The organism is Paenibacillus algorifonticola (assembly GCF_050481745.1).
Taxonomy (GTDB): domain Bacteria; phylum Bacillota; class Bacilli; order Paenibacillales; family Paenibacillaceae; genus Pristimantibacillus; species Pristimantibacillus algorifonticola_A.
The window spans coordinates 275,042-299,137 of the sequence record NZ_JBCNGR010000036.1; the positions used below are offsets into that span (position 1 = coordinate 275,042).

29 protein-coding genes are annotated in these 24,096 nt (G+C 45.9%); 22 read left to right on the forward strand and 7 right to left on the reverse strand.

Annotation, left to right across the window (positions count from 1 at the left end; all coding sequences use genetic code 11):
* Entirely contained in the window at positions 1 to 714 is a 714-nt protein-coding gene (locus tag ABEW34_RS26435) for a hypothetical protein (protein WP_430163027.1), read from the reverse strand.
* Positions 715 to 946: 232 nt separating this feature from the next.
* On the opposite strand from ABEW34_RS26435, the gene ABEW34_RS26440 reads away from it, so the two are divergent.
* From ABEW34_RS26440 to ABEW34_RS26460, 5 genes are all read left to right on the forward strand, one after another.
* On the forward strand, positions 947 to 1,516 hold the full coding sequence (locus ABEW34_RS26440) for a xanthine phosphoribosyltransferase (protein ID WP_056041884.1): 570 nt from the start codon (positions 947 to 949) through the stop codon (positions 1,514 to 1,516).
* Positions 1,517 to 1,598: 82 nt separating this feature from the next.
* Positions 1,599 to 1,919 (forward strand): hypothetical protein, encoded by a 321-nt coding sequence (locus ABEW34_RS26445; protein ID WP_046229684.1) that lies wholly within the window; start codon positions 1,599 to 1,601, stop codon positions 1,917 to 1,919.
* 111 nt (positions 1,920 to 2,030) lie between these two features.
* Positions 2,031 to 2,255, forward strand: coding sequence for a hypothetical protein (locus tag ABEW34_RS26450; protein WP_430163030.1), 225 nt, complete (start codon positions 2,031 to 2,033; stop codon positions 2,253 to 2,255).
* Positions 2,256 to 2,258: 3 nt separating this feature from the next.
* Positions 2,259 to 2,831, forward strand: coding sequence for a xanthine phosphoribosyltransferase (locus ABEW34_RS26455; protein ID WP_430163033.1), 573 nt, complete (start codon positions 2,259 to 2,261; stop codon positions 2,829 to 2,831).
* Between the two features lie 14 nt (positions 2,832 to 2,845).
* Positions 2,846 to 3,271, forward strand: a complete 426-nt coding sequence (locus tag ABEW34_RS26460; RefSeq protein WP_430163222.1) for an Rrf2 family transcriptional regulator — start codon at positions 2,846 to 2,848, stop codon at positions 3,269 to 3,271.
* A 75-nt stretch (positions 3,272 to 3,346) separates the two neighbouring features.
* On the opposite strand, the gene ABEW34_RS26465 is transcribed toward ABEW34_RS26460, so the two are convergent.
* The gene (locus tag ABEW34_RS26465; RefSeq protein WP_430163035.1) at positions 3,347 to 3,499 is read right to left on the reverse strand and encodes a hypothetical protein; all 153 of its coding nucleotides are present in this window, start codon (positions 3,497 to 3,499) and stop codon (positions 3,347 to 3,349) included.
* Positions 3,500 to 3,761: 262 nt separating this feature from the next.
* Here ABEW34_RS26465 and ABEW34_RS26470 point away from each other — a divergent pair, with 262 nt between their 5' ends.
* Both ABEW34_RS26470 and ABEW34_RS26475 read left to right on the forward strand, forming a co-directional pair.
* Positions 3,762 to 4,337, forward strand: a complete 576-nt coding sequence (locus ABEW34_RS26470) for a GNAT family N-acetyltransferase (protein ID WP_430163037.1) — start codon at positions 3,762 to 3,764, stop codon at positions 4,335 to 4,337.
* Between the two features lie 54 nt (positions 4,338 to 4,391).
* Positions 4,392 to 4,928: a ClbS/DfsB family four-helix bundle protein gene (locus ABEW34_RS26475; RefSeq protein ID WP_430163040.1), complete on the forward strand. Its 537-nt coding sequence runs from the start codon at positions 4,392 to 4,394 to the stop codon at positions 4,926 to 4,928.
* A 108-nt stretch (positions 4,929 to 5,036) separates the two neighbouring features.
* Here ABEW34_RS26475 and ABEW34_RS26480 read toward each other — a convergent pair whose 3' ends face one another.
* Positions 5,037 to 5,633, reverse strand: coding sequence for a TetR/AcrR family transcriptional regulator (locus ABEW34_RS26480; RefSeq protein WP_430163042.1), 597 nt, complete (start codon positions 5,631 to 5,633; stop codon positions 5,037 to 5,039).
* Positions 5,634 to 5,729: 96 nt separating this feature from the next.
* Here ABEW34_RS26480 and ABEW34_RS26485 point away from each other — a divergent pair, with 96 nt between their 5' ends.
* From ABEW34_RS26485 to ABEW34_RS26505, 5 genes are all read left to right on the forward strand, one after another.
* Positions 5,730 to 6,281 carry a hypothetical protein gene (locus ABEW34_RS26485; protein WP_430163045.1) on the forward strand — a complete coding sequence of 184 codons (552 nt, stop codon included), beginning with the start codon at positions 5,730 to 5,732 and terminating at the stop codon, positions 6,279 to 6,281.
* Between the two features lie 233 nt (positions 6,282 to 6,514).
* Entirely contained in the window at positions 6,515 to 7,195 is a 681-nt protein-coding gene (locus tag ABEW34_RS26490; RefSeq protein WP_430163224.1) for a response regulator transcription factor, read from the forward strand.
* Entirely contained in the window at positions 7,192 to 8,958 is a 1,767-nt protein-coding gene (locus tag ABEW34_RS26495; RefSeq protein WP_430163047.1) for a sensor histidine kinase, read from the forward strand. Before ABEW34_RS26490 ends, ABEW34_RS26495 begins: the two co-directional genes overlap by 4 nt.
* 94 nt (positions 8,959 to 9,052) lie before the next feature.
* Entirely contained in the window at positions 9,053 to 9,457 is a 405-nt protein-coding gene (locus ABEW34_RS26500; protein ID WP_099521006.1) for an Rrf2 family transcriptional regulator, read from the forward strand.
* A gap of 90 nt (positions 9,458 to 9,547) precedes the next feature.
* Complete coding sequence (locus ABEW34_RS26505; RefSeq protein ID WP_430163050.1) at positions 9,548 to 10,099, forward strand: methylated-DNA--[protein]-cysteine S-methyltransferase; 552 nt, start codon at positions 9,548 to 9,550, stop codon at positions 10,097 to 10,099.
* Between the two features lie 60 nt (positions 10,100 to 10,159).
* Here ABEW34_RS26505 and ABEW34_RS26510 read toward each other — a convergent pair whose 3' ends face one another.
* Positions 10,160 to 11,089: a helix-turn-helix transcriptional regulator gene (locus ABEW34_RS26510; protein ID WP_430163053.1), complete on the reverse strand. Its 930-nt coding sequence runs from the start codon at positions 11,087 to 11,089 to the stop codon at positions 10,160 to 10,162.
* A gap of 190 nt (positions 11,090 to 11,279) precedes the next feature.
* On the opposite strand from ABEW34_RS26510, the gene ABEW34_RS26515 reads away from it, so the two are divergent.
* From ABEW34_RS26515 to ABEW34_RS26530, 4 genes are all read left to right on the forward strand, one after another.
* Positions 11,280 to 11,885, forward strand: a complete 606-nt coding sequence (locus ABEW34_RS26515) for a pentapeptide repeat-containing protein (protein ID WP_430163056.1) — start codon at positions 11,280 to 11,282, stop codon at positions 11,883 to 11,885.
* 206 nt (positions 11,886 to 12,091) lie between these two features.
* Complete coding sequence (locus tag ABEW34_RS26520) at positions 12,092 to 12,595, forward strand: EVE domain-containing protein (protein ID WP_430163226.1); 504 nt, start codon at positions 12,092 to 12,094, stop codon at positions 12,593 to 12,595.
* Positions 12,596 to 12,756: 161 nt separating this feature from the next.
* Positions 12,757 to 13,707 (forward strand): pectate lyase, encoded by a 951-nt coding sequence (gene pelA / locus ABEW34_RS26525; RefSeq protein WP_430163058.1) that lies wholly within the window; start codon positions 12,757 to 12,759, stop codon positions 13,705 to 13,707.
* Between the two features lie 72 nt (positions 13,708 to 13,779).
* On the forward strand, positions 13,780 to 14,157 hold the full coding sequence (locus ABEW34_RS26530; protein WP_430163060.1) for an Asp23/Gls24 family envelope stress response protein: 378 nt from the start codon (positions 13,780 to 13,782) through the stop codon (positions 14,155 to 14,157).
* Here the strand turns inward: ABEW34_RS26530 and ABEW34_RS26535 are convergent.
* Genes ABEW34_RS26535 through ABEW34_RS26545 form a run of 3 tightly spaced genes read right to left on the reverse strand, consistent with a single transcriptional unit; the run spans position 14,146 to position 16,634 of the window.
* On the reverse strand, positions 14,146 to 15,180 hold the full coding sequence (locus ABEW34_RS26535) for an alpha/beta hydrolase family protein (protein WP_430163062.1): 1,035 nt from the start codon (positions 15,178 to 15,180) through the stop codon (positions 14,146 to 14,148). The two genes, ABEW34_RS26530 and ABEW34_RS26535, sit on opposite strands and share 12 nt — an antisense overlap.
* Complete coding sequence (locus ABEW34_RS26540) at positions 15,177 to 15,842, reverse strand: GNAT family N-acetyltransferase (protein WP_430163064.1); 666 nt, start codon at positions 15,840 to 15,842, stop codon at positions 15,177 to 15,179. Before ABEW34_RS26540 ends, ABEW34_RS26535 begins: the two co-directional genes overlap by 4 nt.
* Positions 15,843 to 16,634 carry a MerR family transcriptional regulator gene (locus tag ABEW34_RS26545; RefSeq protein ID WP_430163066.1) on the reverse strand — a complete coding sequence of 264 codons (792 nt, stop codon included), beginning with the start codon at positions 16,632 to 16,634 and terminating at the stop codon, positions 15,843 to 15,845.
* Between the two features lie 270 nt (positions 16,635 to 16,904).
* Here ABEW34_RS26545 and pelA (ABEW34_RS26550) point away from each other — a divergent pair, with 270 nt between their 5' ends.
* The 6 genes from pelA (ABEW34_RS26550) (at position 16,905) to cntA (ending at position 24,095) form a co-directional block, all read left to right on the forward strand.
* Positions 16,905 to 17,855 (forward strand): pectate lyase, encoded by a 951-nt coding sequence (pelA, locus tag ABEW34_RS26550; protein WP_430163069.1) that lies wholly within the window; start codon positions 16,905 to 16,907, stop codon positions 17,853 to 17,855.
* Between the two features lie 215 nt (positions 17,856 to 18,070).
* Positions 18,071 to 19,099 carry a DMT family transporter gene (locus ABEW34_RS26555; RefSeq protein WP_430163072.1) on the forward strand — a complete coding sequence of 343 codons (1,029 nt, stop codon included), beginning with the start codon at positions 18,071 to 18,073 and terminating at the stop codon, positions 19,097 to 19,099.
* A 267-nt stretch (positions 19,100 to 19,366) separates the two neighbouring features.
* Entirely contained in the window at positions 19,367 to 20,200 is an 834-nt protein-coding gene (locus tag ABEW34_RS26560; protein WP_430163074.1) for a diaminopimelate epimerase, read from the forward strand.
* A 27-nt stretch (positions 20,201 to 20,227) separates the two neighbouring features.
* A complete protein-coding gene (locus tag ABEW34_RS26565; RefSeq protein WP_430163076.1) occupies positions 20,228 to 21,028 on the forward strand; it encodes a methyltransferase domain-containing protein in 801 nt (266 codons plus the stop codon).
* A gap of 87 nt (positions 21,029 to 21,115) precedes the next feature.
* The gene (locus ABEW34_RS26570; RefSeq protein ID WP_430163079.1) at positions 21,116 to 22,429 is read left to right on the forward strand and encodes an opine metallophore biosynthesis dehydrogenase; all 1,314 of its coding nucleotides are present in this window, start codon (positions 21,116 to 21,118) and stop codon (positions 22,427 to 22,429) included.
* A gap of 31 nt (positions 22,430 to 22,460) precedes the next feature.
* Entirely contained in the window at positions 22,461 to 24,095 is a 1,635-nt protein-coding gene (cntA, locus tag ABEW34_RS26575; RefSeq protein ID WP_430163082.1) for a staphylopine-dependent metal ABC transporter substrate-binding lipoprotein, read from the forward strand.
* The last annotated feature ends 1 nt before the right edge of the window (position 24,096 follow it).

Consider the following 24,096-nt stretch of genomic DNA (forward strand, 5'->3'; position numbering starts at 1 on the left):
TCAGCTATGAGCAAGCAGCTTGATGGACACGATCTCGCTTAATTCGGGATCAAGATCGAGCTTGAGCAGCGTCTTTGTTCCCTCGTATGCGATAATAAAGCCGCTTTGTGACGTTGGGCTGCCAAGCGCCTTAACGGCCGTTTTGGAATGGTCGCCGATTTTAACACCGCTCAGTCCGGTTTTTACTTTTTTATCATACACTTCGATGTATTGAATCGTATTTTTGTCACTGAGGCCAATAGCGAAGCCATCATATTCGTGGACTTCAATTTTAACCTGATTTTCTTCCTCCAGCGTGTAGGAATCGAGAGCGGTGCCAAAAAGCTTCGTCATGGCTGTTTTGGAATCGCCGATTGCAAGGCCGAGAAGTGCCGGCTTGGCGGCATTCCATTTTCCTTCTTCCGTTGTTTTGGCTGGTGTTGTTTTATTGCTCGACAAGCCGTTTGCAGCATTCACTTCGGTACTGGCGTCTACATGATCTTCAATCGCCTGATTTTGCACAGGGCTTTGCTTTTGCTCCAGAACGTTTTCCAAATAGGTTTTTTGCGGGCTATCCGACTGAGTGAGCATCTGTTCAGCCGTTAAGGGAGTACTTGCGCTTTGAGCCGTCTCGCTTGGCCCAGCCATGCTTTGACAGCCAGCTGTTGCAACGGCAATAGCTACAACTGCGGCATATTTTGCAAGTTGATAAGGTGATTTCTTCATGTTCGTCACTTGGCAGCGCTCCTCGCTTCTCATCATTGGATGATGCTTTTATTCTACTATAAGATAAAACGGATGATATTGGGAAAAAGTTTCTGTTAAGGGGCAAAAAAAGTTGGGGAAACGACCCATTAATTCCTATGGGCGGAAACGGGGAGGCAAGTTATGCGTTTCTTATTGCGCTGCTGGCTATACCTATGGTAAGTTATCCAAAAGGAATTTTTGGTGGGGGGAATGGCATACGATGGATATTTTAAAACAACGAATTTTGGAACAGGCTTCGGTACTGTCAACGGATGTACTTAGGCTGGATTCTATTATCAACCACCAGGTCGATCCTGCATTAACGATGGAAATGGGCCATGAGTTTGCAAACCGCTTCGCTGGGGAGCAAATTACGAAGGTCATCACAATAGAGTCTTCAGGCATCCCGTCTGCTTTTGCAGCTGCTTATGTGCTTGGTGTACCGCTAGTTTTTGCAAGGCGCAAAAAGACGTTAATCGCTGATAATGACGCTTATTGTGAGCGTGTCCCTTCGTTTACGAAAGGGATGGTTACCGATATTATGGTATCTAAGCAATATTTGACAAGTGAAGACCGGGTGCTGTTTATTGATGATATTATTGCCAATGGCGATGCAGCACGAGGACTTCTCAAAATTATTGAGCGCTCTGGCGCAAAGCTTGTGGGCATGGGTGTTGTCGTTGAAAAATCGTTTCAGGCGGGCTCACGCACGCTGCGGGAGCAAGGGGTTCGAGTGGAGTCGCTCGTCAGCATCTCTTCGCTTGAAGGCGGCCAAATTACATTTGAGTAAGATGTTCCAGAACAATTGCTCTTTCCCCGTAAGTGAAATTGGCTTATAATAAAAAGTAAGTGATCGAGGGGAGGCAGAAATAATGGGAAATTGGTCAGCAGAATTCATGGATGTCAAATTATCCGATGCAAAAAATCATTTTGAGCGTGCATTAGATTGCAAACATACGGAATTTGATGATTTGTACCCTTATATGATTGAGCATCCGCAATTTTTCTGGTACAAAAGATATGTAGCATGGTCAGAGCTGCTTACGATCGTGAAGCTGTTTGAAGAGCTGGATCTGGAATGGCGTGAGCCGTTTAGCGAGCGTCAAGCCGAGTACATTGGCAAGCGTGTCATGTCCTCGCGCGTATTGGATGAGTGGTATGAGACGAATGATTCCAAGGAACATGTTGGCTAAGGCATACGCAGATCAATAGCATATATCAGCCTCAATAAACGGTTCTACAGTTTATTGAGGTTTTTTTTCACCATATACGGGGAGTGCGGCTTGAGGGGAGGGTGTTCGTGCATGGTTAGTGAGGAATTGCTGGATCAGTTCCGAATAAGCGGCGAGAAAGTGCGCGTTGTCCGCGATGGGCTGGAGTTGAATGACGTCATTGGCATCGTCGTAGCTTGGGATGATGCTTCAGTCGTCATTCGCAGAGCAAACAGGCGGGTCGTCAAGCTGAGCAGGACGTATTTGTATGAACCGGCCTCTCAGGAACGTGGCAGCATTTTGGAAGGGGAAGTATGACAGATGGAGCTTTTGAAGCAGAAGATTAGAGAAGAGGGCATCGTGCTAGGCGAGCAGGTGCTTAAAGTAGATTCGTTTTTGAATCACCAGATTGATCCGAAATTGATGTATGCCATTGGGGAGCATCTTGCAGAGCTGTTTGCTGCTGCGGGCGTGACGAAGGTGTTAACGATTGAATCATCAGGAATTGCGCCTGCCGTCATGGCGGCAATGAAGCTGGACGTTCCGCTGATTTTTGCCCGGAAACGCAAGTCATTAACGCTGCAAGATAATTTATACACGCATAAGGTATATTCCTTTACGAAGCAGGAGGAGAGCGAGGTTAGCGTTGCCCGCAAGTTTGTACAGGCGGACGATGTGTTTCTCGTCATTGATGATTTCCTGGCAAATGGGGAGGCGGCACTTGGCATGGCGCGCATCGTAGAGCAAGCTGGAGCCAAAGTTGCAGGAATCGGCATCGTCATTGAAAAGTCTTTCCAGCCGGGCAGAGAACGATTGATTGAGCTGGGATACCGGGTGGAGTCGCTGGCAAGAATTGCTTCACTTTCGAACGGACAGGTTGCATTTGTCGAATAGAAAGCAGGGTGGTCATCGTGACTAGCAATCGGTTTGCAGTAGCCATACACATCATGAGCCTGCTGGATTTGGATAAGGATGAGCGTTTGACGTCCGACCATATTGCAGGCAGTGTGAATACAAACCCGGTTGTCATTCGCCGCATCATCGGCATGCTGGCGAAAGCGGGTCTTGTACAGACTAGTCCAGGAGTGGCTGGAGCGAGTATTACCCGTCCGCTGGACGAAATTTCGCTGCTCGATATTTATCGGGCTGTTCAATCGCATACGCAGGAGGAATTGTTTGCGATACATGACAAGCCGAATCCGGCTTGTCCGACTGGACGAAACATCCAGTCGTCGCTGGAAGAGGTGTTTGCTGAAGCACAGCAGGCGATGGAAGATAAGCTTGCATCCATACGGCTGTCGCAGGTAACACAGAGTATTGCGAGTAAAATTTAAAAGACAAGAAGAGCTGGGCCTTAATAGTCCAGCTCTCCTTGTCTTTTTTTGCTTTGCTCAAGGGAGCAAATGCGCTTAGCGATTAATGTTTGCCGCGGGAACGGCCTCCGGAACGGTTGCCACCAGTACGGTTGCCGCCAGTACGGTTGCCGCCAGTACGGTTGCCGCCAGTACGGTTGCCGCCAGTGCGGTTGCCACCAGTACGGTTGCCGCCAGTGCGGTTGCCACCAGTACGGTTATCTCCAGAACGGTTACCTCCAGAGCGGTGTGAACTTTCGATGTTAGACATATGAATTTCCCCTTTCCACTTCATAAGATACTATATGAAGCGAATCTAGCGTTTGTAACGAGACAATTGATTGTTTTATAGATGAATAGGCTTTTCAAGGAATAGAGGGGAAAGCTGGCGAGAATAGGCTGGTAAAATAATGGAATCGCCGTTATACTATAAAAAATTTATTTCGTTATCCTTCAGGAGGTGCTGTATGAAATGAGCGAAATACCAATTTTAATTTCTTTCCCTGAATCGTTTGAAACCGAGCGCTTGCTCATTCGGGCTCCGCAGTGGGGGGACGGTGTTTTTAGCAATGAAGCGATTGGTGAAAGCCTGGAGCAGTTGAAGCCGTGGATGCCATTTGCGCAAACGATGCCTACTGCCGAGCAATCGGAAGCTTATGTACGGAAAGCCCGGTTGAATTTTCTGGAACGTACCGATTTGCCCCTGCATTTGTTTGATAAGCAGACAGGTGAATTTGTCGGCAGCAGCGGATTGCACCGATTTGACTGGGATGTACGGAGGTTTGAAATCGGCTATTGGCTAAGAACGTCGCGCTTGGGCCAAGGTTTGATGACGGAGGCGGTAAATGGAATTACCGCCTTTGCCATTCAGGAGCTGAATGCCAGCCGAATAGAAATTCACTGTAATGAGATGAACCACGCCAGTGCGCGTGTAGCGGAGCGGGCCGGTTTTACGCTGGAGGGCATTTTGCGAAAGTCCGCCCGTGAGCAGACAGGCGAGCTTGCTAATACCTGTGTTTATGCGAAGGTTAAAGGGTATGAATTTTAATTCATCATTGCACACGGATTTGATATAACCAAAATGATAAAGAGGGGTGTTATTATGGCGAGCTATGAATATACATCCAAAAAAGAATTGTTGGAAGTTATCCACTCCAATTATTTACTGCTCGACAAGGAGTTTGATGAAATCAGTAATGATCAAAGAGATGACAGGATACCGGATGTGGATAAAACGCCTGCTGAAATAATCGCTTACCAACTGGGCTGGCTTGGTCTAGTTATGGGCTGGGATAGGGATGAGGAAGCAGGGCGCCGTGTCATTATGCCAACTCCAGATCATAAATGGAACCAGCTCGGTGGCCTGTACCAATCTTTTTACGAGAGGTACGGTGCATTTTCCCTGTCTGAGCTTAGAGACTTATTCCGGAAAGAGGAGCAACGCTGGCTGGAATGGATTGACACATTAACCGAGGACGAGCTTTTTATACAAGGCGCTCGCCATTGGACGGGTAGTAAGGAAAACTGGCCGATGGCCCGGTGGATTCATATTAATTCGGCGGCCCCATTTAAATCATTCCGTGCGAAAATAAGGAAATGGAAAAAATATAATATAAAGCGTGAATCATTAACTCGATAGTAAATGATACATATGGAAGCTATTAAATAAGCTATGCCGGATCAACGGCATAGCTTATTTAATGGCTTCCAACTGACCAGCTCCTATTTTTTGAAAACATCCAGATGTTCAGGGGATTTTCATCAGTGTATCGAGATGCCGTGTAACGATGCTCTTCATTAACTCCTTGCTGAATCGCTGTGGATAGGTAATGCTATGCACGACAAGCCCGTCCACCAGGGCATGGAGCCTTGCCGTTTCGAATTCGGCATCTATATTTGCTATCGTTACGCCTTGCTGGATAAGACGCTCTAACGACCTTCTTAGGCCGCTATATATTTCCTCATAGGTGCTTAGGCTGATCGCTCGTATCGCTTCGCTTACGGACGCTCTTCCTGCGAAGGCGAGCCAAATTTGCGCTTCTTGCATACTCACTTCCTCGAGCGGCATCAGCTCCCAGATGATCAGCTCCATATCGTGGCGAACCATTCCGGTAAAGGGCAGCGCTTGTATACGCTCATTTACCCTCTGCGAAACAAGCTGCATGGAAAAGACCAGCAGCTCGTCCTGCGAAACAAAATAATGTCTAATGGATCCAAGCGACATGGCCATCTCATCGGCAACGCGGCGTACGGAGACGCTGTCCAGCCCTTCCTTGACGATAATGCGCCACACGGCTTCGGCGATTTGTTCTTTTCGTTTGTTGTGATCGACTATTTTTGGCATGAGTGTATTATAGCGCAGTTGTTTTTTTAATACAATTGAGCTATAATAACAACGGCTTTTAAATAATACATTTGTACTAAAAAGGCGGAGGATACAATGGCCGTATTTATTATTGGCTGTGAGATTGCTTTCTGGGTATTTGTGCTGGCCGGTCTAATTAGCCGCTATATGCTGCGCGCCCCTAAGCTGGGAGCGTTTCTGCTGTTCTGCACGCCTGTCATCGATCTGGTGCTGCTTGCCGCTACAGTTATTCACCTTCGCGGCGGGGCGGAGGCGAGCTTCGTTCACGGGCTTGCTGCTATATATATCGGCTGTTCGATCGCATATGGGCATTCCATGATCCGTTGGGCAGATGCGTGGTTTGCCTATCGCTTTGCCGGAGGCCCGGCACCACAGAAGAAAGCGAAAACGGGTGAAGAGCATGCCCGCAATGAGCGGTTAGGCTGGCTTCGCCATCTCGTTGCTTGGGCTATTGGATGTGCAGCGCTGTATGGCATGATAATAATGGTTAATGAGCCGCCCCAGACAGTGGCTTTAAAGCAAGTCATGGAATGGTGGACATGGGTGCTCGGCATTGATTTTGTGATCAGCTTCAGCTATACGATCTGGCCAAGAAAGGCCAAAGCAGCTAATGAGAAAGCCAGTTGACCAGCGAGAAGGTTAAGGGTGAACAAAAAGAACGAAGCGAAGGCGCTTCTTCCCTTTGGGAGAGCAGCTGGGCTTCGTTCTTTTTGCTATAAGGTTATGCAGCCTTCCCTATCTCCTCAAACTAGATTGGGTATAATAGACATGATCGATTTGCTCGGAGTGGCAAGGGCACATAAAAGCCATAGCCGATTGTTAAAGTAAGGATCAATATGGATAGAAGAGGAATTCAAATGATAAATAAAACGTTATTGCTGGTTGAGGATGAAAGCTTGATTCGGGAAGTGATAGCCGATTATTTCAAGATGAGCGGCTGGCGCGTATTTGAGGCGGAAAATGGCAAGGAAGCACTGCTTTGGCTGGGCACTGTGCAGCCCGATCTGATCATTCTCGACATTATGATGCCGCAATTGGATGGCTTCGAGGTATGCCGGCAGGTACGGAGCAGCTTGGCTATTCCGATTATTTTATTGACGGCTAAATCAAGCGATGAAGATAAAATTATGGGGTTTGAGCTAGGGGCCGACGATTATGTGACGAAGCCCTTCAGTCCTAAGGTGCTGCTGGCGCGAGCAGCCGCCTTAATGAAACGGGTGGAGGGCAGCATCGTGCTGCAGCCGAATATTTTGAAATTTGGCGATGCGAGGCTTAATTTGACGGCTCACCGTTTGGATGTGAACGGTGCTGAGGTGGTGCTTGCGCCCAAAGAATACGATTTGCTGTTGTTTTTAATCAAAAATAAAGGCATTGTTTTGCGCAGGGACATCATTTTAAACCAAATTTGGGGGATGGATTTTGAAGGGGATTCCCGTGTCGTTGATTCCCATATTAAGAAGCTCCGGAGCAAGCTCGGCTTTGAGGCTCGGCATATTCGCACCGTTATTGGTACGGGCTATAAATTTGAGGAGGAGCCATGAAGAAGCGGGGAGTTACTTTTAAGCTGTTCATTATGACCGTTGTCTTTTTTCTTTGCTTTTACGGCATGGTCATCCTCTGTCAGCTGCTGCTGTTTGATCAATTTTATGAAAATCAGAAAATAAGCGGCAATGAAAAGCAGCTGGCGAAATTTGCCCAAAACTATGCCCAGACCGGCTGGAGCTCCAGCAAAACGTCTAATGAGGCTGCCCGTTTTATGCTTCAAAATAAAATCCAGCTCGCTATTTTAACGCTGGATGGTAAAGTGAGAATGGATGATCCTTATCATATTACGTTAAAAACGGATGATCAAAATTTGTATGTCGTTCCCTTGTCCTTGTTCTTGAATAGCTACGAAACGGAATTCCGGGCAGCCGGCATTCAGTCGGGGAATGTTGTAACGGTGGAAGGGGAGATGGAACCTGGGGCAGAATCGATGAATCAGGTGCTATATCCGTTAAGTATTCACAAAACGGGCCACCCAAGTGTAGGCCACACCTCCAATGGGACGATCGGAGGCGAGCATAAGAAGGTTTCTGGCGTCGTCACCGAATTGATACAGCCCGTTTCGAGGACGTATACGACGCGGCAAGGCATTTTGCTGGATGCGATCAGCGAGTGGTTCCCACTCAGTGAGGAACGAAAGGAAAAGCTCGAAAACATGGAGGTTGTAGAGGAAAAGTGGACGCAAACATGGTCAGGTGTTCGCAATTCGATCATGATTTATCCCGTTGAGCAGCAATCAGGGGAAGTGGATTTGCTGTTTTCGGTCACCTCTCTGCAGGAAATCGGCGAAACGAATGAAGCTTTGCGTTGGTTTTACGTCTATTTAGGTGTAGGGGGATTTATCCTCATCATCATTTTATCGTTCTTTTTTTCAAAAATGGTTACCCGTCCGCTCATTTCGATGAACAATGCGGCCAAAAGGATGGTGCAGCTCGATTTCAGCGTGCATGAGCCAATTCGGCAAAATGATGAGCTGGGAAGCTTATCAAGCAGCCTCCATACGCTTTCACGCAGCTTGGATACTGCGCTAGGAGATTTGAAGAAGGCCAATCAGCAGCTCGTAAAGGATATTGCGGAGAAGCAAAGGATGGAACAGGCTCAGCAGGAGTTTTTCGCAAATGCCTCTCATGAGCTGAAGACGCCGCTTAGTATTGTTAAAAGCTTCAGCGAAGGGCTGCAGGATGGCGTAGGAGCCGGAAAGCAGGATCACTATTTAAAGGTGATTGTGGAGGAAGCGCAGAACATGGAAATGCTTGTGGAGGACATGCTCAATTTGGCCACGCTGCAATCCGATACGTTCAAGCTGCGAAAAAGCACCTTTATGCTTAGCGAGCTGCTTGAGGAAGTGACGGGAAACTATGTCCATATGCTGCAAGCCAAGCAGCTTGAGGCGACTGTTATGACGAGCAATGAGCTCCCGCTGCATGCCGACGCGAGGTGGATGAAGCATGTGCTATCGAATTTTATAGGCAATGCGATTCAGCACGCGCAGGAAAACAGCACCATTACGATTCAGATTGAGGGCAGAGGGAGCAGGGTGACCTTTTCCATTGAAAATGTTGGCGATACGATTCCCGAGGAAAAGCTGAAGCAAATATGGCAGCGTTTTTACCGCGTCGAAAGCTCGCGCAATCGGCGAACAGGAGGCACGGGACTGGGCCTCTCCATTGTGAAACGGATCTTGGAGCTTCATGAAAGCGAGTACCAGGTTCAAAATACCGAGAAGGGCGTGAAATTCACGGTCATTTTTAAAGGCTGATGCCCGCTTTGTAGTCACCCGGCAAGCTTGACTAGCTAAGCTAATAACCGCTAATATAGATAAATGAAGTCTTGTATTGAAGGGAATGACCCGCATGAAATATTCAAAAGCTACTAACTATGCTCTTCATACGATGTTGTTTCTTGTGGCGACCAGCCCGGATAAGCCAGTTGGGGTTCAGCAGTTGGCAGAGAGGCAGCAAGTATCGCCTACCTATTTGTCCAAAATATTGACCAAGCTCGTTAAGGCGGGCATGATTGAATCCGCTTCAGGCGCCAACGGAGGCTACAAGCTAAAGCGCAATTGGGAACAAATATCGTTTCTGGATATTATTCATGCCATCGAAGGCACGGCCTCCTTGTTTGATTGCTCGTTGAATCATAGTTCCACTTGTTTAATTCAACAAGTGATGGTGTCAGCTGAGGGGAAGATGGAGGAGCATCTAAGAAATCAAACGATATTTGAGCTTGCTCAAAAAATGCCGGTACATTTAGCATAGACGGAAACCCATAGACTGGACGCTCGGTGTAGAGGCGTCCAGTCTATGGGTTTCTTTTTCATAACATTCGCTAGGAAAGGACGAGGGCTAATGAGAACGGATATGATGTGGATGGAGCTGGAGCTTGCCAAGCAAAGGTGGTTATTGCTTGCGACCGAGCGCGGGCTGTGCCGTGTAATATTTCCACATGAGGAGCTGGAAGGCTGGCGCAATTGGATGAACAAAGCAGCGCCCGGCAAGGAGCCGCGGGAGGATGCAGAGGCGATTAGACGCACAGGCATTGTGGAATGGCTGGAGCGTTATTTTGCCGGGGAACGCAGCTCGTTTGATGAAATACCGCTCGACTTAATCGGGACGTCCTTTCAGCAGCAAGTGTGGACCGCGCTCGGTCAGGTGCCTTATGGTGAAACCCGAACCTATGGCGATATTGCGGCTGCGATCGGACGGCCTACGGCAGTACGGGCTGTCGGTGCTGCGAATGGCGCCAACCCGATTCCGATTTTGCTGCCCTGCCACCGAATTGTTGGGGCGGACCGCAAGCTGACTGGCTTTCGCGGAGGTCTGGAGATGAAACGCAAGCTGCTGAAGCTGGAGCGCATTGAAGGCATAGCAGACGGTGGGCATGCGAGATTTCAATTTTAGCGTGATGCTTGGACATTCGCATCTCGTCCAAGCTTCACGCTTTTTTTTGTTTTAGGTTTATTAGGTTTTGAATGTACGCAGCTTGTAAGTATCCATTAAATGATTAATTCTCTTAATAAGCTCCAAACGCACATGTTCAGGCTCCAAGCACTCGCATTTATCGCCAAAGCCAAGCAAATAACCGTATCCAAGGTCATTTTCATTGAATGGAAAGGAAACGACAAATTTATTTCCTCCATGAGGCTCGACGTTTTGCTCCCCGCAGTACTCCACCATAAAGTCGTGAAGCGATTCATCAATTAGAAGCTTAATGGTAATCGTATGTTTTTCGGCCATTTCGAACAGCTCTGGCCCAATTTCCCTAGGCGCAAAGCTTTCATTAAGAGGCTTAAGAGCTGAAATGCGAGATAATTTAAAGGTGCGAAAATCCTGCTTGGCCATACAATAGCCCTGTAAATACCAGTTTGAATTTTTCAGTACCAAACGGTAGGGCTCGATTTTTCTAAGCGTCCGCCTGCTGTTTTGGTCAGAATATTTAAATGACAATAGCCTCTTCTCATGAATCGCATTTTTCATTTCCTCGAAGTTCGGCTTTACGTTTCGATTGCCTAGCCAAGGCGTATGGTCAATAGAAATTTGGCTTTCAAAATCCTTCATTTGCTCTTCGGAAACGAGCCCCTTTACTTTCGCAATCGTAGTTAGAATTTCTTCACTGGACATCGAAGATTGAATGCTGTTAAGCCCAATTAATAAGGCTGTTATATCCGAAACGGTAAATAGCTTTTTTTCTATTTTGTAGGCTTCCATAATGCCAATGCCGCCATGAACACCCGGATAAGAAATAATGGGAATGCCGGCGCGGTTTATCGCTTCTATATCTCGAAAAATCGTGCGAGGGGTGACTTCAAACATTTTCGCAAGGGTAGAAGTACTGACCTTATTACGCTCAAGCAGCAGCATAACGATGGATAATAATCGATCAATCTTCAAGGGATTCATCCTTATTTTTTATTTTTTTTGCGAAAAAAACTATGACATACAGTTGTCATAATTCTATATGATAACTTTAAATATGTCGATGGACATAAACGAATAAATCCCAGTTTATAAGGGATATGGGCTGCTTCATCATCAATTGTCGAATGACGAACAATATGTAAATAGGCCAGGAGGGTTATTTTTGTACCAATATAAGGAACAATCCTATCATGAGGTTCGATTTGATGGACGTGATTTGCGTTATGGCGAATTATATCGCTGTACGTTTACTAAATGCACATTTACGAATACTTCCATGGAGGAAGTAGTTACGACTAATTGTCGTTTTGTCGAATGCAGCTTTCGCGGAACGTCCTTAAACGGCTCCGTTCATACGGGAACAGCCTTCGAAAATTGTAATTTTAACGATGCAAACCTATTTGTCTCCATATTCAACGCTTGCAAAATGACAGGCTCCGACTTTTCGAGTGCCCAAATGGACGGAATTACGATTGCGCAAGGAGATTGGGCTTACACGAACTTAAGGCATGCCCGTTTTTCAAAACAGGATTTAAGAGGCGTTCGTTTTTTCGAGGCGGACTTTACGGATGCTAATTTGGAGAAGGCGGATTTAAGAGATGCCGATCTGACCCGAATTTCTTTAAGCAAAGCTAGACTTAAAGGAGCGGATTTAAGAGGGGCCAAGCTGGATGGGATTGATTTAAAGGGTCTTGATTTGAAGGGGGTACGTATGGATAGCGAACAGGCCGTTATTTTCTTGCGATCCTATGGAGCCATTATCAATTAATTTGAAGTAGACACGGATGAGCTTGAGAAGGTGATCAACACTACTGACAACCTGTTGTCAGTAGTGTTTTTGTATAGTTAGCTTAATAAAAGGCCGAGGAGAGAGCAAACATGTCACGGAATGAAGCATATGATGCGAAGGCTATTATGAGGAAGCTAGAACAATTGACGGAAATTGGCCATACCCAGCAGCCGGCGCAGCTTGCATTGTCCATCGAGCAGGATGGTTTAGCCGTAGTAGCAAGTGATTCGCTGGAGCAGCGCCGCTATTGGATAGGCGTCGTCTCGGAAGCGCATGTGCGGATCGGTGTGGAGGAGGGCGTTGCCCAGCTTTGCAACGGCAAGGAAGCTGCGCTGAGGCGGATGCGGGCGGGCGATTGGCTCATTTATTATTCGCCGCGGACGGAGATGAACGGAGGAGAAACGGTGCAGGCGTTTACCGCTATTGGGCAGATAATTGATGACCGGATTTATCCGCACCAAATGACGGAATCGTTCATACCCTTTCGGCGGGACGTTCGCTTTCTGCCTTGCCGGACCGTGAAAATCGCGGGTCTGTTGGACGACTTGACGTTTACGAGTGGCAAGCGCAACTGGGGCTACTGCTTTCGCTTCGGACAAATTAAAATTAGCGAGGCGGATTTTTTGACGATTGCTATAAAAATGCTAGGGGAAAGCATAGAGGAAGAGCTGCATGCTTTACAGGTGTAAAGCGAAAGTCATATAACGCCATATTTAGACATTCTTCTACATTGGACGACAATTTTTTACAAGGATATTATTGACAAATTTATAGAGTCTAAGTATAATTCGAAAGGTAATTATGATACAAAAATTACAACTATTTGAAAATCAGGAGAGTGAATTGTTCGATGAAAAAAAGTACGGTATCCGTAGCTCTAGCTTTTACTATGCTGCTCTCGGCTCCAGCAGTGCTGCTGCAGCCAGCTGCAACCGTTATGGCGGCAGATGCGTCGGGTACGACAGCAAGCATCTCGAATGTTCTGAAGAACCAGCAAAGTGATGGAGGCTGGAGAAAAGATTACTCAGAAAGCAGTGGAGAGTGGGCTAAGTCTACGATTGATAATAAGGCAACTTATTCGGAGATTCGCAGATTAGCAAGTGAGTATAAGAAAACGAAGGACAGCAAATATTCGGCAGCGGCGATCAAGGGCATTAACTTCCTGATCAATATGCAATATGCCAATGGCGGGTTTCCGCAAGTGTATCAAAGCTCCGGCTATCATAAACATATTACTTATAATGACAATGCGATGATTAATGTGCTGATTTTGCTGGATGAGGTTGCGAACAAGAAAGGCGATTTCTCCTTTATCGACAGCACTCTGGCTAGCAAAAGCAAGCAAGCGGTAGATAAAGGGGTAGACTGCATTTTGAACACGCAAGTTACCGTTAGCGGCAAATTGACAGCATGGGGCCAGCAGCATGATTCCAGCACCTTGAAGCCGGCAGGGGCAAGAATATATGAAGTGCCGTCGCTGACTGCTCAGGAGAGCGTAAACATTGTGAAGTTTCTGAAGACGAGAGCTTCCAACTCGAAAATTGCAGCTTCCATTAAGGGTGCTGAAGATTGGTTCAAAGCGGTGCAGATTACGGGGATACGCGTTGAGAAGAAGAGCGGAGATGTCGTAGTCATCAGCGATCCGAGTGTGAAGACGCCAATCTGGGCACGTTTCTACGAAATAGGCAGCAATAAGCCAATTTTTGTAGGCCGTGACGGTATCGTGAAATACAAGCTCAGTGACATTGAGAAGGAAAGAAGAACAGGCTACGCCTGGTACGGTAATTGGCCAGCGAAGTAATAGAATGAAAATAGGAAGCAGACGCGATATTACGCAGCTGTTTCCTATTTTTATGGGAGCACCCTTTGGCTGATGTTTGCTCAAGGCGCAAGGCTCAAGGCTCAAGCTCAACAAAATGTGCTAGGAAAAATTAATATATCCCATGACGCCATATCAAAAATAGTTGGCAGAGCAGCAAGCGCCACCAGCGGTATCGCTGCCATGGCGACAGGTGTGGTAGAAGGCATCACCAAAAAGTTAAGCGGGAAAAGCCTGCAAAATGGCATTGAGCTAAAAATGGTAGAAGCAAAGCTGGAAATCGACTTAAAAATCATTGTTCATTACGGTGTCAAAATGCAGGATGTATGCAGCGATTTGCAGCAAAATGTAAGAAGAGCCATTGAAACGTTAACCGGGCTATCCATCCATGCTGTAAACGTGAGAGTTCAAGGCATAGCCTTAAGAGAGTAGCTCGAATTTAGCTCCAGTCAAGTAAGCTTTTTTTACAAAAAGCTCGATCCGGTCCATATATTCGGTGACGGTTAGCTTTCTTGGCGCAAAAAAACTCATGAAGGCTGCTTTTAGATCCGAATTAGCGGTGCTCGTGCTTAGCATGGAATGCTCTGTATTAGGAAAGACAGCGACAGTGAGCAGCGACGGGTCCACGCTATCGCGATACACCTGTTCAGTCTCTTTTACGTTCACGTTAATATCGTCCTCTCCGAGCAGCAGAAGCACTGGAGAACGCAAATGAGCCAGATCGCTCGTGGCGTCGGATAAAAAGTTTTTGCTCACAAATGTCCATCGATCCTTTGTCATCCTATTGCCTTGATGAGTCATGTTTACGTAATCCTCATAAGGAGCGTTGCGTTTTAGAAGCTCATATACTTGCTGCTCATACGCTATGCGGGCTGTAATTTCATCCTCTGAATACCCATCCTTTTTCATTTGTTCGCGCGTGTTGTATTGACCCTGAGACATCCAATTAATGGCGGGGGATACTAGAATGCTGAAAGCAAGCTGTTCTTTTTCCGCAAGCTTTGGAATGACCCAGCCAGCCTGACTGGCGCCCCATACACCGATTTTTGTATGATCAATCATAGGCTGCGTTCTCGCCCAGGCTAAAGCTTGGGCTGCTTCCTCTACCCGGTCATCGATGCTCTGATCGAGCCAATTGCCAGCAGAACCGTCAATTCCCCGCTTATTGAGGGACAAGGAGGCGTAGCCTTGGGCAGCAAGCTGCTCCCAAAGCGGCTTGTATCCGTCCTGATGAGAGGCATTAATGGGGCCGTCGCCGTGTATGAACAGCACAAGCCCCAGCTTTCCGGAAGCGTGTGTAGGCAATGCTAGAGTGCCGGTTAATTGGCCTTGCGGGCTGTGAATCTGTATCGTTCGCTCTATCATATCAAAGCTATTTTGCTGCAATACATAGAGGGCCGAGCTGCCTGTAAGCAATAAAATAACGATAAGGGCAATACCTATTCTCTTTTTCATAGCGTCTCCTTAGTGGGGAATTCATTGTTGTGCAACTTATTTTTCATATATTCCCATTCGAATTCGCGGAATAAGACATGATTTAGCAGGCTGCGCTCTTTCCGATTGGTTTGGAAGGAAAGCTGTTCATATAAACGTTTTGCTCCCGGGTTCTGGCTCGAAACGTGCAGACTTAGCACTTTAAAAAATGGTTGGGTCCGGGCATAATGCTCCGCCCACCCCAGCAGCAGTTTGCCGATGCCTTTGCCTTGATGATTAGGATGAACCGATATGTCTGCGATATAACACTCTCCCGCCTGCGGCTTATACGACAGTAAATACAAACCTAGCAGCAGCTTGAATACAGCCCATTTGCCAAACATGCGGAATTCCCGCCATGGGAGGAGCTCTGACTGCGCTGTGCTGCTGTAAAGCTCAGTCTCAGGCTTCCATTTGATGGACAGCGTTCCTACGACTTTTCCAGCTTGCACCGCTACAACTCTAAGTGCTGCGGGTTCATTCGGAAAGTGCCGAAGCAGCCTTTCGAAAAAGAGAGCGAGAATACGCTCATTCAACTTTGCGAGTGTATGAAATTTTCTGTGAAAGCCAAGCGCAAGTAATTGGCCGACTTGCCCATTATATTCGGCCCGCATCAGCTCAATTGCAATAGGAGAAGCCTTCATTTATTCACCTCCTTGTTCGGCAGGCAAGCCTGCTTCAACCCGGATGAGCAGCTCATAATGGAGTTTGTTATGGCTAAACAGAGACAGATAGGATTTTTCAATAAGAATTAACGGTCCGTCTATAACATAGGCTTGGGCTGCCGCATAGCCATAAAACTGTTCGATGCATTGATCAAGCTCATCTTCCTCAAGAACCTGGATTTGGGAGGAAAGATAGTCTCCCGAAGACAAGGCAAGGTCGCCAGGCTCTGCCATTTTGGTGCACAGCCTTAGGGTAGACGTTTGGTCATACAAATAATAAATATCCGACTCGAACAAGTCTGGAATAGGGGCAGCCTGTTCAGCCAGCAGCCTCGCATGAAGCTTAGTCTGTTCTTCCTTGGCGAGCCAGCATTTCAAATGAACAGGCATTTGCCGTTTAAGTTGATATGGCTTGCTATGTGCATGAAAGTCTTGCTGTTCATGCAGCACTTTGGAAATTAAACGCTGGAGTGCCTGAAGTCGGGCAATCTCTTGATTGGTTTCCAGCAAAGAGGTATGCAGCAGTTGCTCATATTGCTCGGAAGAAAAGGTGTCGAAGCAGTCTTTTATGGACGAGACAGGCACACCAAGCCTCCGCAGCAGCAAAATATGAGACAACCGATAGATTTGATCCATGCCGTACATTCTATACTGGTTGTTGTTATCGATATAAGCTGGCTGAAGGATTCCTTTTTCTTCAAAATAACGAATTTGATGCACGGATACCTGCATGATTTTAGCCAGACTGCTAATGGTAATGTCATTTTTCATCATGTCGCTCCTAAGATTTGTGATGGAGAACAGCTTCAATAGCTTCACTATATACCTTAGGTCAGACCTAAGGTCAAGTGTGTGCTTCAATTTATTTTTTTTGACTTATAGAGGTTCTGGGAAATGTCAACGTTAGACAGCTTTCTACATAAAGATACATTTTTTTACAAGGATATTATTGACAAACTACTGGACGATGAGTAAAATGAAGAGGTAAATATGTATCATATTTTACAACTATTTGAAAAAAGCGAAAGGGGATTTTGTTCAATGAAAAGAAGTACAGTTTCCGCAGCTTTAGCTCTTAGCATGCTTCTCTCTGTTCCAGCCGTAATCATGCAACCGCTTACAACGGTGATGGCGGCAGATGCTTCGGGCACGACAGCAAGCCTCTCTGATGTTTTGAAAAACCAGCAAGCGGATGGGGGCTGGAGAAAGGATTACTCAGAAACTAGTGGCGAGTGGTCCAAGTCAACAATCGACAATAAGGCAACTTATTCAGAAATTCGCAGATTGGCGACCGAATATCAGAAAACGAAGGACAGCAAATATTCCACAGCGGCGATCAAGGGCATTAACTTTCTGATCAATATGCAATATGCCAATGGCGGGTTTCCGCAAGTGTATCAAAGCTCTGGCTATCATAAACATATTACCTATAATGATAATGCAATGGTTAATGTCCTGATTTTATTGGATGAAATTGCGTCTAAAAAAGGGGATTTTTCCTTTATCGACAGCACGCTCGCTGCTAAAAGCAAGCAGGCGGTAGAAAAAGGGGTAGACTGCATTTTGAACACACAAGTTATAGTTAGCGGCAAATTGACGGCATGGGGACAGCAGCATGATTCCAGTACGCTGAAGCCAGCAAGCGCTAGAATTTATGAAGTGCCGTCACTCACCGCTCAGGAGAGCGTAAACATTGTGAAGTTTTTGAAAACGAGAACGTCCACTACAAAAATCGCCGCTGCGATTAAAGGGGCTGAAGATTGGTTCAAAGCGGTACAAATTAAGGGGATCCGGGTCGAGAAAACGAGCAATGATGTTGTTGTCATCAGCGATCCGAGCGTCACTACCCCAATCTGGGCGCGGTTCTATGAGATTGGTACCAACAAGCCAATCTTTGTGGGCCGTGACGGTGTAGTGAAGTACAAGCTCAGCGATATCGACCAGGAGAGAAGGACAGGCTACGCCTGGTATGGCAACTGGCCATCCAAGTAATTGAGTGATGCTCTTTCGAAAGCTAAGGTACGGAGATCTATATTGAAAGCGTTTTCTTAATTGTTCAATAAGCCCGGAGGACCTTGATTCTAAAAGGTTTTTCCGGGCTTATTCGATTTTTCTCCTTACAAGCCGTGCCGAATTATGATATGGTCGTTGGAGGCGTGCCACTGGAGCTGCCGCTTGAGATATAAAGGATGAGGAGAAGGTTGGCTGTGAAGGAGCAAAAGAAACAAAAGAATCAACAGAAACAACAGAAACAACGAAATGAAATGGAACAAAACAATCGAAGCAGGTTTAGCGATCCGAAATTTGTAGCTTTAATTGCTACTTTGTGCTGCTTATTGTGGGGGAGTGCCTATCCGACTATTAAGCTGGGCTACCTTGCATTCGACATTATGCCAGAGGACATCGCTTCAAAATATGTTTTTGCCGGCTATCGCTTTATGCTGGCAGGGCTTTTGCTGCTGGTGTTATTCCGGGCAACGGGCAAGAAGGTGCTTTCCTTATCCAAAAGCCAGCTGTCAAGCTTGCTCGTTCTTGGCCTGCTGCAGACAGGTCTCCAATATATATTTTTTTATGTGGGAGTAGGCAATACAACAGGCGTCAAGGGCTCGATTATGAATGCGACGACAACCTTTTTCAGCGTCATTTTAGCCCATTACCTTTATAAAAATGACAAGCTGGGCAAAAATAAAATTCTCGGCTGCCTGCTCGGGTTTGTCGGCGTTATTGTTGTGAATTTCCATGCGGATTTGCTGGAGTTTTCCTTTTCCTTTAAAGGGGAGGGGTTCGTCATTGTGGCAGCCCTCATCTTCTCCATCACGGCCATTTATGCCAAAAAGCTGACAGCCACCATTGATGTTTTGCTAGTGACAGGCTACAGCTTGCTCATTGGCGGCTTGGCCCTAACCTTGCTGGGTCTTGGACTTGGGGGTCGTGTGACGCATTTTACACCGGAGTCGACATTCAACCTTATTTATTTGGCGCTGCTGTCCTCGGCCGCGTTCTGCCTGTGGAATTTGCTGCTTAAATATAACAAAGTCGGGCAAGTGTCTGTTTATAACTTCCTGATTCCTGTGTTCGGGACCTTGCTGTCGGCATTATTTCTCGGCGAACAGATTATGGAGTATAAAAATCTAGTGGCCCTTCTGTTCGTGTCTCTTGGCATTTACATGGTCAATCGGACGCGAAAAGAGCTCATAGTTTCGCAAATTTCCGCAGCATTGCGAAGCAGTCGTTAATAGACGATATACTTCAGCGTAAAATACGTCATAGCGATAGAAGTTAGAACCCGTCAAGAGCCTTGTGAGATCAAGGCTCTTGACGGGTTTTTTGATTGTTCCATTTTAAAGTCTGCTAGTTCGAAGCAATCTGCCCATTTTCATTATTGACAGTGCTCCAAATTATGGTTATGATGATCTCAAATGCTAATAGTAATCATTACTATTAATCGATAACAAAGCAAGAGGAGCGCTGAATCAAAAAAATTGAAGTAGAGGGTCGTTGTGATGAAACGAGAAATCGATTTTGTAAAGTTCAACCCCACGCAAAATATGACCATTCTTGTGAAAACCAATCATGCCGCTTCCGAGCACAAGCACATTGCTTCAAAAATGATGTCTTATGACAGTGTTTATGCTGAACAAGTAGGCTTCATCGAACAACCGAATAAACACGGTGCTGCTGCGTATTTGCAGATGGCGGGAGGTGAGTTTTGCGGAAATGCGTGTATGGCGCTGGCCGCTTTTATCGCTTCTGAGAAGGGAATCAATCAGAACGATTTAATGGAAATCGTATTAGAAGCGTCGGGAACCGATCAATTAGTGACCTGCCAAGTGAAAAAAAGGCAAGAAGAGTTTTTCTGCCAAGTGGCGATGCCAATGCCTCGAAAAATCGAGCAGAAGACCATTATGTATGAAGGTGACGAATTGAATATTGTCATTGTAAGATACGATGATTTTTTTCATATTGTCATTGAAGTAGAGCAATTCGATAGCGCCGAGAAGGCGAGAGCACAATCATTAGCCAAGCTGCTTGGCATAACGTTGGGAGCCAACTTGATCGGCATATTATTGTTTAAATCTGACTCTAATGAAATGGCTCCGCTCATCTACGTTCCTTCGTTAGACAGCATGATATGGGAGAGAGGCTGCGGATCAGGGACGGCTTCACTTGGCGCATACCTGTCTTGGAAAAACAAAGGGGCTATTGCTGCACCAGTTAAGCAGCCCGGCGGCACGATTCATGTAACGGCTGATTGCTATAAAGATGAAGTAACAAGCTTGAAAATTGAGGGATCTGTTGGAATCGTAGCACAGGGCAAAGCATTTATTTCTGTATAACGATTAATGGGTATGGGGGAGAAGGGAATGAATCAGTTAACAACATTTGAACAAAGCTTGACCTTGTTTCGAGAACGGTTTACGGATTTAGTAAAGCGATATGACGGCACGTCTCATAATAGCTCGGAGCTAGAACGGGTCATAGATGACTATTCAACTTTCATCCTAGACGAGGGGAACAAAGCATCATGGGAAGCCCTGGAGCGGCAAGCCGGTAACGAACTTCCTCTGCTTCTCGCCGATCTAAGGAAGATGTCTTCCCTATGCGTCGCTATTATGGAAAAATATCGCGCCTTGAAGCTGCTGGATGGAAAAGTGGACAATACCGATTATTTTAAAAATATAGAGTCCTGCATTGAGCAAGAGTTTGGCAGCTTTCAAGTCACGGCGGATTCCACCGTATTGTTGGTTGGCTCAGGCTCGTTCCCTATGACGCCATTATTTATCGCAAAGCGGACGGGCGCACAAGTAATTGGCATTGATATCGATGAGGAAGCTATCGAGCTAGGGCGAAAAGTGATACATAAATTAGGCAGCGAATTAAACATTCGGTTAGAAAAAGCGTTCGTAGAGCAGCTTGATGTTATCAAGGATGTGACCCATATCATTTTCAGCTCAACCGTTTCCAATAAATATGAGCTGCTGGACCAATTATATGAATTAACGAACGAGCAGGTGGTCGTGGCGATGAGATACGGCGATCAGCTGAAATCCTTATTTAATTACCCTATGCAAGTGGTGAATGAAGGAAAGTGGAGGCTGGTGGATACGGTATTGCGTCCTGATCATGTGTTTGATATTGCTTTGTACACTACCGTTTCGCGCTGAAATATAAGCGATTATAAGTGTGAAACTTATAAATGTTTATATTTTTAAAAAAGCATAGGTTTCATCATCATCCAAAAGGAGGTTTATATGAGTGAATTCCAACGCGTATTAATCGTAGGCACGGGGCCCGCTGCTATTCAGCTTGCGGTCACGCTAAAAAACGATTTGAACAGCTGTATTGGCATAGTTGGCAGAACGTCGGCTCGTTCGGAACGTTTTTTTACGGCACTTAAGCAAAGCCGAAATCAAGTAAGGGTAGACGTTCAAAATAAAAAGCATCAGCAGATGGAAGGCAGCAGTATTATCGATCATGTTTATCAAGGTTATGGGAGTCTTACGGGGGATTGGGATACGCTGATCTTTTCTGTCACAACCGATGCATATATGGAGGTTTTGAAGCAGCTTGGTAATCAACTGCTCCAACAAGTAAGGTGCATCGTATTAATTTCGCCCACCTTCGGCTCCAACAGCTTAGTACGCCATTATATGAATACGATTTTGCCAAATGTAAATGTGGACATCATCAGCTTTTCTACTTACCTCGGCGATACACGCTGGAAGAGCGGCGAGCCAACAAATCATGTTTTGACAACAGGGGTTAAGAAAAAGGTTTTCATTGGCTCCTCGAACAATGCTTCACCCCATGTAGAAAGGCTCTGTGCATTATTTGAAAGATTGGGCATTAGGCTGGAAGTCATGAGCAGTCCCATAGAGGCGGAGACGAGAAACATCTCTCTCTATGTCCATCCGCCGTTGTTTATGAATTCATTTTCACTAAATGCCATATTTGAATATTCTGCTGTTCAGAAATATGTCTATAAGATGTTTCCCGAAGGACCTATAACGCAATATTTAATTCGCGATATGCTGGCCGGGTGGAAAGAGATGACGAGTGTCATCGAAAAGCTGAATTTAAAGGGTGTAAATCTGCTGAAGTTCATGACCGATGACAATTATCCGGTTAGATTAGAGAGCTTATCACGTCATGATATCGACAATTTTGCTCAGTTGGAGACGATTCATCAAGAGTATTTATTGTACATACGCTATACGTCGCTGTTAATCGACCCATTCTCGGAGCCGGATCAGGACGGGAAATATTTTGATTTTTCCGCCGTCCCCATTCGTCAAATCTTTATTAACCAGGAACAACACTGGGATATTCCACGAATGCCCAAGGAGGATTATTATCGGATAAAAATCATTCAGGGCATTGCAAAATTCGTAGGTTCTAGCTGCCCAACCCTTGATAAATTCGTTGCAGCCTATGAGCATAAAATCGAGGAAGCCGCACAGGCGCTTAAGGGCGAAAAAATATCGGATGCATTCGTTGTCCAAAGCTTTGAAGAAGAATTGAAGATGATCTGCAGTGAAATCGGCAGCAGCATAGGACATAGGTAATGGTGTAAGCACTTATACAGGAGGATATGACATGACAAGAAAAATCGTTTTTTTATTATCTGCATTACTCGTTTCAATTGTATTATTGGCAGGCTGCAGTGGCGGTAATGATCGTAATGCTGGAAATACTGGTAATGCTGCAAAAAAAGAAGCAGCGAATCAAGGCAAGGAGCTGGTATACGCGACGGCAAAGGATATTAATGATATGAACCCCCATCTGTATCCCGGCTCATTGCCAGCACAAGGGATGGTGTATGAATCATTAGTTGAAAACACGGAGGATGGTATTAAGCCATTGCTAGCCGAATCATGGACAGTGTCTGACGATGGCAAAGTATACACCTTTCATCTAAGAAAAGATGTGAAATTCCATGATGGCGAGCCATTTAACGCCGATGCTGTAAAGCAGAATATAGAAGCGGTGCAAAGAAATGCAAGCAAGCATGCCTGGATCAAGCTTTCGACGAAAATTGTGAGCGTAAGCGTACTCGATGAGTATACGTTTGAATTGGTGCTGTCAGAGCCGTATTATCCGGCATTGCTTGAATTATCGATGACTAGACCCTATGTATTCCTCTCGCCCAAAGATTTTGTTAATGGGGAGACGAAAGATGGCGTAAGCGGCCATCATGGTACGGGACCGTATAAGCTAACGGAGCAGAAAACCGATCAGTATGCGACCTTTGAGGCAAATGAAAACTATTGGGGCGGCGCACCAAAGGTAAGTAAGATTACAGCGAAGGTGCTTCCGGCAGGAGAGACGACATTTTTGGCGCTGCAGAAGGGAGAGGTCAACTTTATATTTACAGATGATCGCGGTTCAGACAGCATTGATGTCGATGCCATGAATCAGCTCATAGACTCGGGCGACTTCCAGCTTGTCAGAAGCAAAGCGATGAATACGAAAATGATCGTTGCCAATAGCAGTAAATCGGATAGTCCTGCCCATGAAACGGCTGTTCGCGAAGCGATTTGGTATTCGATTGACAGAGAAACGATCAGCAAGCAAATTTTTAACGGTACGGAAACAGCAGCCAATACGCTATTTTCCTCCAACGTCAATTACGCCAATGTCGAGTTGAAGAAACGTGGCTTTGATTTGGATACAGCGAAGCAGCTTTTGGAGAAAGCAGGCTGGGTGCTGGAGAGTGGCAGCGAGATCAGAACGAAAGACGGCAAGCCACTCGCGATGAAGCTATATTATGACGTCAGCTCCTCCTCTCAAAAAACAGAGGCTGAATTTATTCAAAGCACATTAAAAAAGATAGGGGCTCAATTGGAGCTTTTCGGAGAAGAATCTTCTTCAGTGGCAAACAGAAGAGCAACGGGAGACTATGATTTGCTGTTCAATCAAACATGGGGGCTCGCCTATGATCCGCAAAGCACAATCTCTGCTTTTACTTCTGAGTCTTCTTATTACCACACGACAAGCGGCATCTCACAAGCTGATGAGCTTTACAAGAAAATTGATGAAGTAATGGTCACGCTGGATGAGGAAAAACGGAAATCATTGTATGCAGATATTTTAACGATCGTTCATGATGAAGCCGTCTTTATTCCCCTTACCAATGGCAGCGTTACGATTGTAGCTCCCAAAGATTTGCAGGGTATTTCATTTAAGCAAACGCAATTTGAACTGCCCTTTGAGCAAATGTTTTTTGAATAGA

Coding starts and splice junctions, on each gene's coding strand:
- ABEW34_RS26440 (WP_056041884.1), top strand. CDS start 947: ATGGATATTTTAAAACAACGAATTTTGGAACAGGCTTCGGTACTGTCA.
- ABEW34_RS26445 (WP_046229684.1), top strand. CDS start 1,599: ATGGGAAATTGGTCAGCAGAATTCATGGATGTCAAATTATCCGATGCA.
- ABEW34_RS26450 (WP_430163030.1), top strand. CDS start 2,031: ATGGTTAGTGAGGAATTGCTGGATCAGTTCCGAATAAGCGGCGAGAAA.
- ABEW34_RS26455 (WP_430163033.1), top strand. CDS start 2,259: ATGGAGCTTTTGAAGCAGAAGATTAGAGAAGAGGGCATCGTGCTAGGC.
- ABEW34_RS26470 (WP_430163037.1), top strand. CDS start 3,762: ATGAGCGAAATACCAATTTTAATTTCTTTCCCTGAATCGTTTGAAACC.
- ABEW34_RS26475 (WP_430163040.1), top strand. CDS start 4,392: ATGGCGAGCTATGAATATACATCCAAAAAAGAATTGTTGGAAGTTATC.
- ABEW34_RS26480 (WP_430163042.1), bottom strand. CDS start 5,633: ATGCCAAAAATAGTCGATCACAACAAACGAAAAGAACAAATCGCCGAA.
- ABEW34_RS26485 (WP_430163045.1), top strand. CDS start 5,730: ATGGCCGTATTTATTATTGGCTGTGAGATTGCTTTCTGGGTATTTGTG.
- ABEW34_RS26495 (WP_430163047.1), top strand. CDS start 7,192: ATGAAGAAGCGGGGAGTTACTTTTAAGCTGTTCATTATGACCGTTGTC.
- ABEW34_RS26500 (WP_099521006.1), top strand. CDS start 9,053: ATGAAATATTCAAAAGCTACTAACTATGCTCTTCATACGATGTTGTTT.
- ABEW34_RS26505 (WP_430163050.1), top strand. CDS start 9,548: ATGAGAACGGATATGATGTGGATGGAGCTGGAGCTTGCCAAGCAAAGG.
- pelA (WP_430163058.1), top strand. CDS start 12,757: ATGAAAAAAAGTACGGTATCCGTAGCTCTAGCTTTTACTATGCTGCTC.
- ABEW34_RS26530 (WP_430163060.1), top strand. CDS start 13,780: ATGTTTGCTCAAGGCGCAAGGCTCAAGGCTCAAGCTCAACAAAATGTG.
- ABEW34_RS26535 (WP_430163062.1), bottom strand. CDS start 15,180: ATGAAAAAGAGAATAGGTATTGCCCTTATCGTTATTTTATTGCTTACA.
- ABEW34_RS26540 (WP_430163064.1), bottom strand. CDS start 15,842: ATGAAGGCTTCTCCTATTGCAATTGAGCTGATGCGGGCCGAATATAAT.
- ABEW34_RS26545 (WP_430163066.1), bottom strand. CDS start 16,634: ATGAAAAATGACATTACCATTAGCAGTCTGGCTAAAATCATGCAGGTA.
- pelA (WP_430163069.1), top strand. CDS start 16,905: ATGAAAAGAAGTACAGTTTCCGCAGCTTTAGCTCTTAGCATGCTTCTC.
- ABEW34_RS26560 (WP_430163074.1), top strand. CDS start 19,367: ATGAAACGAGAAATCGATTTTGTAAAGTTCAACCCCACGCAAAATATG.
- ABEW34_RS26565 (WP_430163076.1), top strand. CDS start 20,228: ATGAATCAGTTAACAACATTTGAACAAAGCTTGACCTTGTTTCGAGAA.
- ABEW34_RS26570 (WP_430163079.1), top strand. CDS start 21,116: ATGAGTGAATTCCAACGCGTATTAATCGTAGGCACGGGGCCCGCTGCT.
- cntA (WP_430163082.1), top strand. CDS start 22,461: ATGACAAGAAAAATCGTTTTTTTATTATCTGCATTACTCGTTTCAATT.